The organism is Mycolicibacterium sp. XJ2546 (assembly GCF_053483195.1).
This window is the reverse complement of the sequence record NZ_JBEFRW010000029.1, coordinates 1-12,232: the sequence shown is the minus strand read 5'-3', so window position 1 is coordinate 12,232 and position 12,232 is coordinate 1. Positions and strand designations below refer to the sequence as shown.

Here is a 12,232-nt window from a genome sequence, read left to right as displayed (position 1 = left end):
GTCACCCCGCTGCAGCAAGGGCTGCTCTTTCACGCCAACACCGCATCCGCCAGCGCCGATCTCTACGCCGCGCAGCTCGACATCGAGCTGCGCGGACCGCTGGATGTCGAGCGCCTTCGCGACGCCGTACAGGCCGTGGTCCGTCGGCATCCGAACCTGTTGGCGCGCTTCAGCCAACAGTTCGATGAACCGGTGCAGACGATCCCCGCCGAGCCGACGGTGCCATGGCACTTCGTCGACGTCGGCGTGGAGGGTGACGAGGAAACTGAACAGCTCTGCGCCGCAGAGCGCGTCGCGGTCTGCGACCTGGTCCACGCGCCGGCATTTCGGGTGGCGTTGATCCGCACCGCAACTGAGCGGCACCGCTTCGTGATGACCAACCATCACATCGTGCTCGACGGCTGGTCGCTGCCCATCCTGATGCAGGAGATCTTCGCCAGCTACCACGGCCACCGACTGCCGACCGCCGCGCCGTACCGCAGCTTCGTCAGCTGGTTGGCCGACAGGGACCTCGACGCCGCACATTCGGCCTGGCGGCACGCGCTTGCCGGGTTCGAAACGCCCACGCTCCTGGCCCCACCGGATCGGTTGGGGCTCGGACCCCGCGACGCCGAGGCCTTCACGGTGTCCGAGGAGACCACCCGGGCGCTCGGTGAATTGGCCCGCTCGCATCACACCACCATCAACATCGTGCTGCAGGCGGCCTATGCGCGGCTGCTGTGTTGGCTGACCGGCCAGCACGACGTCGCCTTCGGCACCGTGGACTCGGGTCGGCCGCCGGAGATCGCAGGCTCGGAATCGATGGTGGGCCTGCTGATCAACACGGTGCCGGTGCGGGCCACCTTCAGCCCGAGGACCACCACCGCGGATCTGCTCAGCCAGATGCAGGGTGCACACGTGGACACGCTCGAGCATCAGCACCTGGCGCTCAGCGAGATTCACCGGCTCACCGAGCAGGATCAGCTCTTCGACACGCTGTTCGTGTACGAGAACTACCCGGTCGACACCGCCGCGACGCTGGGCACCGACGGGCTGACCATCGGCGAGTTCGACTTCCGCGAATCCACCCACTACCCGCTGACCGTGCAGGCCGCGCCCGGCGACGAGCTGAGTTTCCGAATCGAGTACGACACCGAGGTTTTCGACGCCTCCACTGTCCGCGGCCTCGCCCAGCGGCTGCAGGCCGTGCTGGCCGCGATGATCGCCGACCCGCAGCGGTCGTTGTCGGCGGTGGATCTGCTCGACGACGCCGAGCGTGCCCGCCTGGAGGCGTGGGGCAACCGGTCGGTGTTGACACACCTGCCCGAGCCGACGTCCGTGCCACAAGTGTTCGGCGCGCAGGTCGCCCGCACCCCGGACGCAGTCGCGGTCCGCTTCGAGGACACCTCGCTGACATACCGCGAACTCGACGAGGCGGCAAACCGGTTGGCGCATCTGCTCGCCAGCCGCGGGGCCGGCCCGGGTGAGCGGGTGGCGCTGCTGTTCGGACGCTCGGCCGATGCGATCGTGGCGATTCTGGCGGTGCTCAAGACCGGGGCCGCCTACCTGCCGCTGGACCCCGCGCTGCCCGACGCGCGCGTCGAGTTCATGCTCACCGACGCCGCGCCGATCGCCGCCGTCACCACCGCCGCGTTGGCGCAGCGGTTCGACGGCTACGGGTTGCGAGTCCTCGATGTCGCCGATCCCGAGGTGGCCGCCCAACCCAGCGCACCGCTGCCGCTACCGTCGCCCGACGAAGTCGCCCACATCATCTACACCTCGGGTACCACGGGGCTGCCGAAGGGTGTTGCGGTCAAGCAGCACAACGTCACCCAGCTCTTCAACTCGCTGCAGATCGGTGTGCCGTTGGAGCCCGGGCAGGTCTGGACGCAGTTCCATTCGTATGCCTTCGACTTCTCGGTATGGGAAATCTGGGGAGCGCTGCTCTACGGCGGGCGGCTGGTGGTGGTGCCCGAGTTGGTGGCCCGTTCACCGGAGGAATTCCACCGGCTGCTGTTGCGTGAAGAGGTCACGGTGTTGACGCAGACTCCGTCGGCCGCTTCGATGCTGCCGGTCGAGGACCTCGACGGCGTGGCGTTGGTCATCGGCGCGGAGCCATGTCCACCGGAGCTGGTCGACCGGTGGGCGCCGGGCCGGGTGATGGTCAACGTCTACGGCCCAACGGAAACCACGATGTGGTTGTGTGCCAGCGCCCCCTTGGAGGCGGGGTCCGGATCTCCACCGATCGGCTCGCCCACGGCGTGGGCGGCGTTCTTTGTGCTGGACCCCTGGCTGCGCCCGGTGCCCGCCGGTGTGGTCGGTGAGCTGTACCTCGCCGGCGCCGGTGTGGGCGTGGGATATTGGCGTCGGCCTGGTTTGACCGCGTCGCGGTTCATGGCCTGCCCGTTCGGGGAGCCCGGCACCCGCATGTACCGGACCGGGGACCTGGTGCGGTGGCGCCCGGACGGGCAGCTGGACTACCTCGGCCGCGCCGACGAACAGGTCAAGATCCGCGGCTATCGTATCGAGCTCGGCGAGATCCAGTCGGCACTGACCGCGCTGGACGGCGTGGAGCAGGCGGCGGTGATCGCCCGCGAGGACAAACCCGGCGACAAGCGTCTGGTCGGCTACATCACCGGCACCGCCGACCCGGCGGAAGCCCGTGCCGCGCTTGCCGAACGGCTGCCCGGCTACATGGTGCCCGTCGCGGTTCTGGCGATCGACGCGCTGCCGGTGACCGTCAACGGCAAGCTCGACGCCCGCGCGCTGCCGGCGCCGGACTACCACGACGCCGGCCGCTACCGCGCGCCGGCCAATCCCACCGAGGAAATCCTGGTCGGCGTCTTCGCCCGGGTGTTGGGGGTGGACCGCGTCGGCGTCGACGACTCGTTCTTCGACCTGGGCGGTGACTCGCTGTCCACGATGCGACTGGTCTCGGCGATCAACGCCAGCCTGGACACCGACCTTCCGGTGCGAACGGTGTTCGAGGCGCCCACGGTTGCCCAGTTGGCTCCGCGTATCGGCGAGGCTGCCGGCCGGCTGGCACCGTTGCAGGCAGTTGAGCGGCCCGAAACCGTTCCGCTGTCGTTCGCCCAGAACCGGTTGTGGTTCGTCGACCAATTGCAGGGCCCCTCACCGGTTTACAACATGCCGGTGGGATTGCGGCTGCAGGGTTCCCTCGACGCCGAGGCCCTCGGTGCGGCGCTGGCCGACGTGGTCGGTCGCCATGAGAGCCTGCGCACGCTGTTCGACGCACCTGACGGCACACCGCGGCAGGTGGTGACAGCCGCTGACGGGGCACAGTTTGGGTGGGACGTCGTCGACGCCACCGGCTGGTCGGCAAGCCAAGTCGATGTGGCCATCGACAGCACGGTGCGCTACACGTTCGATCTGGCATCCGAAATCCCGATCCGGGCAACGCTTTTCCGTGTCGCCGACGATGAGCACGTGCTGGTGGCGGTGGTGCACCACATCGCCGCCGACGGTTGGTCCTTGACCCCGCTGGTCCGTGACCTCGGGGTGGCCTACGCCAGCAGGTGCGCCGGGCAGGAGCCCGACTGGACGCCCCTATCGGCACAGTACGTCGACTACACGCTGTGGCAGCGCACGCAACTCGGCGACCTCGACGACGGCGACAGCCCCATCGCCGGGCAGCTGGCCTACTGGGAAGAAGCGCTCGCCGGGATGCCCGAGCGGATCGATCTACCCACCGACCGGCCGTATCCGCCGGTGGCCGATCTGCGCGGCGACAACATCACCGTGGACTGGCCAGCCGAGTTGCAGGAGCGGGTGCGCACGGTGGCGGGGGAGCACAGCTCGACCAGCTTCATGGTGATGCAGGCCGCGCTGGCGGTGCTGCTGGCCAAGATGAGCGCGAGTTCCGATGTGGCCATTGGCTTCCCGATCGCCGGGCGGCGCGATCCCGCGCTGGACGAACTGGTGGGCTTCTTCGTCAACAACCTGGTGTTGCGCGTCGACCTGGCCGGCGATCCGACCGTGGCCGAGGTGCTCGAGCAGGTCCGGCGGCGCAGCCTGGCCGCCTACGAGCACCAGGACGTGCCGTTCGAGGTGCTCGTCGAGCGGCTCAACCCGACCCGGTCCCTGACCCATCACCCACTGGTTCAGGTCGCGTTGGCCTGGCAGAACTTTCCCGGTAGGGATGACGACCCCACCGGCGGGTTGAACCTGGGCGACCTGGAGGTCACCCCGCTGCCGGTGGATACCCAGACCGCGCGGATGGACCTGACCTTCTCGCTCGGGGAGCGCTGGACGCAGACCGGTGAACCCGCGGGCATCGCCGGCGCGGTGGAGTTCCGCGCCGACGTGTTCGACACCGACACCGTCGAAGGCCTCGTCGAGCGGTGGCAACGGGTGCTGGCGGCGATGACCGCCGACCCCGACCGGCGGCTCTCGTCGATAGACCTGCTCGATGAGGCGGAACACGCGCGCGTCGACAAGTGGGGCAACCGCGCGGTACTGACCGCCCGCCGGGATCCGGCGTCGTTCTCGGTTCCGGAGCTGTTCGCCGCTCAGGTCGCGCGCGTTCCCGACGCGGTGGCGGTCAGCTTCGCGGGCCGCGACATGACGTACCGGGAACTCGACGAGGCCGCGAACCGGTTGGCGCACCTGCTGGTTGCCCACGGGGTGGGCGAGGGACAATGTGTCGCACTGCTGTTGGAGCGTTCCGCGGACGCGGTGGTGGCCATGCTCGCCGTCCTCAAGACCGGGGCGGCGTATCTTCCGATCGACCCCGCATTACCCGACGCGCGTATCGAGTTCATGCTCAGCGACGCGGTCCCCGCGGCAGTGGTCACCTCCAGCAACCTGGCCGACCGGTCGCGCGGCTGGGAGTTACCGGTCATCGTCGTCGACGATTCCGCCCTCGGCGACCGGCCGAGCGCCGCGCTGCCGGCCCCGGCCCCCGACGACATCGCATACATCATCTACACCTCGGGCACCACCGGTGTGCCCAAGGGTGTGGCGATCACCCATCACAACGTCACCCAACTGCTGCGGTCGCTGTACGCCTACATGCCGGAACAGGTGTGGGCGCAATGGCATTCGTATACCTTCGACGCCTCGGTCGAAGAAATCTGGGCCGCGTTGCTGCACGGCGGGCGGCTGGTGGTGATCCCCGAGTCGGTGGCCCGCTCACCCGAGGAAGGCCACGCACTGCTGGTCGCCGAACAGGTCAGCCAGTTGAGCCAGACTCCCTCCGCGGCAGCGATGCTCTCGCCGGAGGGCCTGGAGTCGACGGCATTGTTGGTGGCCGGTGAGGCCTGCCCCGCCGAGGTCGTGGACCGCTGGGCGCCCGGACGGGTGATGGTCAACGGATACGGCCCGACGGAGACCACGATCTGCGCGTCGCGCAGCGCGCCTTTGGAGGCTGGGCCCGCGGGGCAACGCATTGTGCCGATCGGTTCACCGACGCCGGGCACCGCACTGTTCGTGCTCGACGAATGGTTACGTCCGGTGCCTCCCGGGGTGGTCGGCGAACTGTACGTGGCCGGCCATGGTGTCGGCGTCGGATACGTCGCCCGTTCGGGTTTGACCGCATCACGGTTCGTGGCATGCCCGTTCGGCGGGCTGGGCACCCGCATGTACCGCACCGGCGACCTGGTGTCGTGGGGTGCCGATGGGCAATTGCGGTATGTGGGCCGCGCCGACGAACAGGTCAAGCTGCGCGGTTACCGCATCGAGCTCGGTGAAATCCGGGCCGCCCTGGCCGCTTTGGACGGCGTCGAGCAGGCCGCGGTGATCGCCCGCGAAGACCGTCCACAAGATCTGCGGCTGGTCGGCTACATGACCGGCACCGCCGACCCCGCCAAGGCGCGCAAACAGCTCGCCGAGCGGCTCCCCGCCTACATGGTTCCCGCCGCGATCGTGACCATGCCCGCATTGCCGTTGACCCCCAACGGAAAACTGGACACCCGCGCACTACCGCCGCCGCAGTATCAGGACATCGATCACTACCGCGCTCCGGCCACCTTGACCGAGGAAATCCTGACCGGCATCTACGCGCAGGTGCTCGGCGTCGAGCGGGTCGGCGTCGACGACTCGTTCTTCGACCTCGGCGGGGATTCGCTGTCGGCGATGCGTCTGGTGGCCGCAATCAACAAGGCACTGGACGCCGGCCTCGCGGTGCGCGCGTTGTTCGAGGCGCCGACGGTGGCCCAGTTGGCACCGCGTATCGGTGGGCAAGGGTCGGCGTTGGAGCCGTTGACGGCTGCCGAGCGGCCCGAGGTGGTTCCGCTGTCGTTCGCCCAGACCCGGTTGTGGTTCCTGGATCAGCTGCAGGGCCCATCCCCGGTCTACAACATGGCCACAGCGCTTCGGATCAGCGGTGAGCTGGACGTCGACGCGTTGGGCACCGCGCTCGCCGACGTGGTGGCCCGCCACGAAACGCTGCGCACCCTGTTCCCGGCGGTGCAGGGAATACCGCGCCAACTGGTCCTGCCCGCCGAACAGGCCGAGTTCGGCTGGGAGGTCGTCGACGCCACCGGGTGGGCGCCGAACCGGCTGCACCAGGCCATCGGCGACGCCGCCCGCTACACCTTCGACCTAGCCATCGAAATTCCGTTGCGGGCCAAGCTGTTCCGGCTGTCCGGCGACGAGCACGTGCTGGCGGCGGTGGTGCACCACATCGCTGCCGACGGATTGTCGATGACACCGCTGGTGGCCGATCTGGGTGTGGCGTACGCCAACCGGCGCGCGGGGCAGGCGCCGGGCTGGACGCCGTTGTCGGTGCAGTACGTGGACTACACGCTGTGGCAGCGTGCGCAGTTCGGTGATCTCGACGACGACAACAGCCGCATCGCCACCCAGCTGGCCTACTGGCAGGACGCGCTGGCCGGGATGCCGGAACGTGTTGCGTTGCCAACCGATCGGCCCTACCCGCCGGTGGCCGACCAGCGCGGCGCCACCACCACGTTGAACTGGCCTGTCGAACTGCACGAGCAGATCACCCGGATCGCCCGTGAGCACAACGCCACCAGCTTCATGGTGCTGCAGGCCGCGTTGGGCGTGCTGCTCTCGAAGTTGGGCGCAACCTCCGACGTGGCGGTGGGTTTCCCGATCGCCGGTCGGCGCGATCCCGCGCTCGACGAGCTGATCGGGTTCTTCGTCAACACCTTGGTGCTGCGGATGGACCTGGCAGGCGACCCCACAATGGCCGACGTGCTGGCTCAGGTGCGGGCACGCAGCCTGTCTGCCTACGAACATCAGGACGTGCCGTTCGAGGTGCTTGTCGAGCGGCTCAACCCGACGCGGTCACTGACCCACCACCCGCTGGTTCAGGTGGCCTTGTCGTGGCAGAACGTCCCCGCTTCCGGCTCGGGGCTGGCGCTCGGTGATCTGGAGGTCACCCAGATGCCGGCCGACACCCACACGGCGCGAATGGATCTGAGCTTCTCGCTGGCCGAACGGCGCACCGAGGCCGGGGAACCCGACGGCATCACCGGCACGGTGGAGTTCCGCACCGACGTCTTCGACCCATCCACCATCGAAACGTTGATTCAGCGATTCGAGCGGGTGCTGGCTGCGATGACCACCGACTCCGATCAGCGGCTGTCGTCGATCGATCTGCTCGACGACGAGGAACACGCCCACCTCGATTCGGTCGGCAACCTCACGGCACTGACCGGCCCGGACCCGGACGCATCGTCGGTGCCCGCCCTGTTCGCCGAGCATGTGGCGCGCACCCCCGATGCGGTGGCCGTCACCTGCGGTCAGCGGTCGTTGACCTACCGCGAGCTAGACCATGCCGCGAACCGGTTGGCGCACAAGCTGATTGCACACGGTGCCGGACCGGGGCAGTGCGTGGTGCTGCTGTTCAACCGGTCCGCCGAGGCGATCGTGGCCATGCTGGCCGCACTCAAGGCGGGCGCGGCGTATCTGGCGGTCGACCCGGCGATGCCCGCAACCCGCATCGACTTCATGCTCGCCGACGCCGCGCCGACCGTCGCGGTCACCAACGCCGACCTCGCCGACCGGCTGGCTGGCCGTCCCATACCCGTCCTCGACATCCGTGACATCGAGGCGACCGCGGGCACTCAACCCGAGGCGCCGCTGGCGGATCCGTCTCCCGCCGACATCGCCTACCTGATCTACACCTCGGGAACCACCGGCGTGCCCAAGGGCGTGGCCGTCTCGCACCAGAACCTGACACACCTGGCGCGCTCATCGCCTGAGCACCTGCCGCAGGACCAGGTGTGGACGCAGTGCCACTCCTATGCTTTCGACTTCTCGGTGTGGGAGATCTGGGCTGCCCTGCTCGGCGGCTCGCGTCTGGTGGTCGTGCCCGAATCGGTGGCGAGTTCACCCGACGATTTCCACGCCCTGCTGGTTCGTGAGCGGGTAAACGTGCTGACCCAGACCCCGTCCGCCGTCTCGGCACTGTCTCCGCAGGGGCTGGACTCGGTGTCGTTGCTGCTCGGCGGCGAAGCCTGCCCGGGTGAGGTGGTGGACCGCTGGGCGCCCGGCCGGGTGGTGATCAACGCATACGGACCCACCGAGATCACGGTCTACGCGTCGATGAGCGCCCCGCTGACGCCGGGGTCCGGCGCTGCGCCGATCGGTGCGCCCGTGCCGACGGCGGCGCTGTTCGTGCTCGACGAGTGGCTGCGGCCGGTCCCCGCCGGCGTCGTCGGCGAGCTGTACGTGGCCGGTGACGGTGTGGCGTGCGGATACCTCGGACGGTCGGGTTTGACCGCGTCGCGGTTCGTCGCGTGCCCGTTCGGCGGGCCGGGGGTGGCCGGAACACGCATGTATCGCACCGGCGATCTGGTGAGCTGGCGACCCGACGGTCAGCTGCAGTACCTGGGCCGCGCCGACGATCAGGTCAAGATTCGCGGCTACCGCATCGAACTCGGCGAAATTCATACCGCGCTGGCCGCACTCGACGGTGTAGAGCAGGCGGTGGTGATCACCCGCGAGGACCATCCGGGCACCAAACGCCTAGTCGGCTACGTCACCGAAACCACGCCCGGCGGCGTGGATCCGGCGGCGGCGCGAAATGCGTTGGCCGACCGGCTGCCGCCGTACATGGTGCCGGCCGCGGTGGTGGTGCTGGACGCGTTGCCGCTGACGGTCAACGGCAAGCTCGACACCCGGGCCCTGCCCGCCCCCGACTACGGTGACGTCGGCCGGTACCGGTCGCCCGCGAACGCGATCGAGGAGATTTTGGCCGGGATCTACGCCCAGGTGCTGGGCCTGGAGCAGGTCGGCGTCGACGACCCGTTCTTCGACCTCGGCGGCGACAGCATTCTCTCGATGCAGGTGGTGGCGCGGGCCCGGGCGTCCGGTGTGATGTGCCGGCCCCGTGACATTTTCGTCGAGCAGACCGTGGCCCGGCTGGCCCAGGTGGTCGACGTCAGCAGTGGACAGGGCGGACCGACCGACGAAGGCACCGGCCCGGTGACCGCGACCCCGATCATGCGGTGGCTGCGTGAGGTGCAGACCCGCGGCGGCGCAATCGAGGAGTTCAACCAGACCGTGGTGGTCCAAGCCCCGGCCGGGGTCACCGAGGCAGAGGTACGGGTGGTGCTGGCTGCGCTGCTGGACCGGCATGCCATGCTGCGGCTGCGGGTTGAGAACGACGGCGCCGACAGCTGGTCTTTGACTGTGCCCGAACCTGATTCGGTGCACGCCGACGAGTGCGTGCATTCGGTGGACGCGTTGACCGACGAGGCGTTGGTGGCGGCGCGGTCGCGGCTGAACCCCGCGGACGGGGTGATGGTCAGCGCCCTGTGGGTGCGCACCACCGGCCAGCTCGCGTTGATCGTCCACCACCTCGCCGTCGACGCGGTGTCGTGGCGAATCCTGCTGGAGGACCTCAACATCGCGTGGGCACAGCACCGCAACGGCGAAGCTGTGGCATTGCCGCCGACGGGCACCTCGTTCGCGCGGTGGTCGGCGCTGCTGGGCGATTACGCCCACGACACGACCGTGGTGGCGCAGGCCGACAACTGGCGCGAAGTGCTGGATCTGCCGTCCCGGATGCCTGCGGCACAACCCGCCCTGGACACCTACGCCACCGCCGGGCACCTCACGGCCGCGCTGGACGCAGAGACGACACGCGCGTTGCTCGGCGAGGTTCCGGCGGCGTACCGCGCCGGGGTGCAAGACATCCTGCTGATCGCCTACGGGCTGGCGCTGACGCAGTTGCTGGACACCACCGCGTCGATCGCCATCGACGTCGAAGGCCACGGCCGGAACGAAGACATCGCATCCGACGTCGACCTGTCCCGCACCGTGGGCTGGTTCACCACCAAGTATCCGGTGGCGATGACTATCGGCGGGCTGTCCTGGGCGCAGGTGGTGTCCGGTGACGCTGCGCTCGACGCTGTGATCAAGAAGGCCAAGGAGCAACTGCGCTCCCTCCCAGACGGTTTGACGTACGGGCTGTTGCGCTATCTGAACCCCGACGCCGGGCTGAGCGGATCCGACCCGACCATCGGATTCAACTACCTCGGCAGGATGGGGGCCGCCGCGGCGGACTCGACCGCGGAACTCTGGCAGGTCAGCCAGGACGGTGCCGCGCTCAGCGCCGCCGCCGCGGCGATCCCAATGCCGTTGGAGCACACCGTCGAACTCAACGCCAGCACCGTCGACACCGACGACGGCCCGCAACTGTACGCAACATGGACGTGGGCCCCCTCCGTACTGGACGAGACACAGGTCAGCCAACTGTCCCAACTGTGGTTCGACGCGCTGAGCGGTATCGCCGCCCACGTCCGGCGCGGCGGCGGCGGCCTCACACCCTCCGACATCGCGCCCGCACGTCTCACCCAGGAGGAGATCGACGAGCTCAGCGAACAGCAGCGCATCGCCGACGTGCTGCCCCTGACCCCACTGCAGCAGGGGCTGCTGTTCCACGCCAACGCCACCAGCGGCCACGACGTCGACGACGTCTACGCCATGCAGCTCGACATCACGGTCACCGGCCCGCTGAACGCCGAGCGGCTACAGGGTGCGGTGCAAACGGTGGTCAACCGCCACCCCAACCTGGCAGCCCGGTTCAACCAACAGTTCGAAGAACCGGTGCAGGTCATCCCGGCCGAACCGAACATCCCGTGGCAGTACCTCGAGATCGCCACGGACGAACCGGAATTCGGCGACGTCGACGAGCAGATGCAGCGGCTGTGCGCCGCCGAACGTGCCGCGGTGTGTGACCTGAACCAACAGTCGGCGTTCCGCGCCGCGCTGATCCGCACCGCCGACAACGAGCACCGGTTCGTGATGACCTACCACCACATTGTGCTCGACGGGTGGTCGCTGCCGATCCTGTTGCAGGAGATCTTCGCCAGCTACTACGGGCAGCATCTCCCGTCCGCGGGGTCCTACCGCAGATTCGTCACCTGGCTGGCCGAGCGCGACGTCGAAGCCGCTCACGCCGCCTGGGGCGAAGTCCTTGCCGGGTTCGAGACGCCCACACTGGTGGCGCCAAGGGGCCGGACCAAACCAGGCCGGCGCGCCACCGAGTCGTTCCACGTGCCCGCCGAAACCACCCAGGCCATCAACGAGTTGGCCCGCAGCTGCCAGACCACCGTCAACACTGTGCTGCAAGCCGCGTGGGCGCAACTGCTGACATGGTTGACCGGCCAGCACGACGTCACGTTCGGCGTCGCGGTCTCGGGGCGGTCAGCCGAGGTGGCCGGTGCAGAGTCGATGGTCGGCCTGCTGATCAACACGGTGCCGATCCGGGCCACCATCACCCCGGACACCACGATCGCCGACCTGCTCAGCGATCTGCAGCGCTGCCACATGGACACCCTGGACCATCAGCACCTGGCGCTCAACGAGATTCACCGCGTCGCCGGCCACGACCAACTTTTCGACACCCTGTTCGTCTTCCAGAACTATCCCGTGAACACCGCCGCGATGCACACCACCAACGGGTTGGCCATCACCAAGGTCGACGGCCGTGAGTACAACCACTACCCGCTGACGTTGCAGGCCATGCCCGGCGAGGAACTGGTACTGCGCGTCGAGTTCGACACCGACGTGTTCGACGCCAACCGCGTCCGCAAGATCATGCGCCGGTTCCAGCGGGTGCTGGCGGCCATGACCGGCGATTCGGTGCGGAAACCGTGACCGCCGATGCCTCCCGTCGGCTGTTGTCGATGGATCTCGACGATGAAGACGAACTCGAAGACCTCGATGAGTGGGGTAACCGTGCGGCGTTGACCGCGCCGGTCCCGGCGCTGACGTCGATTCCGGAGTCGTTCGCCGAGCAGGTATCCCGGTCCCCGGA

The 12,232-nt window shown here is 68.6% G+C and carries 1 protein-coding gene; it reads left to right on the top strand.

Annotation, left to right across the window (positions count from 1 at the left end; all coding sequences use genetic code 11):
• Window positions 1-12,072: non-ribosomal peptide synthetase (locus ABQE44_RS25470; RefSeq protein ID WP_448432567.1), on the top strand; the 12,072-nt coding region annotated here is incomplete at its 5' end.
• Window positions 12,073-12,232 lie beyond the last annotated feature (160 nt).